The organism is Pseudomonas sp. HY7a-MNA-CIBAN-0227 (genome assembly GCF_040310325.1).
Classification (GTDB): Bacteria; Pseudomonadota; Gammaproteobacteria; order Pseudomonadales; family Pseudomonadaceae; genus Aquipseudomonas.
On sequence record NZ_JBEOPT010000107.1, the window covers coordinates 1 to 278 of the forward strand.

Consider the following 278-nt stretch of genomic DNA (forward strand, 5'->3'; position numbering starts at 1 on the left):
TTCCTGGGTCACTTGCGACAGGCGCTCAGCCCAGACCGGCACTTTGCCAACATGGAACATGCGGCTGGTGTCACCGTGATAGCCATCTTTGATGACGGTCACGTCGATGTTCAGGGTGTCGCCTTCCTTCAGGGCCTTGTCACCCGGAATACCGTGGCAGACCACGTGGTTGATCGAGGTGCAGATCGACTTGGGGAAGCCTTTATAGTTGAGCGGCGCGGGGATGGCCTGTTGCACATTGACAATATAGTCATGACAGATGCGGTCCAGCTCTTCGG

The 278-nt window shown here is 56.8% G+C and carries 1 protein-coding gene; it reads right to left on the minus strand.

All coding sequences use genetic code 11. The features are described 5' to 3' along the window. A partial coding sequence (locus AAEZ06_RS27175; RefSeq protein ID WP_350617185.1) for a M24 family metallopeptidase occupies positions 1 to 278 on the minus strand: 278 nt, incomplete at both ends.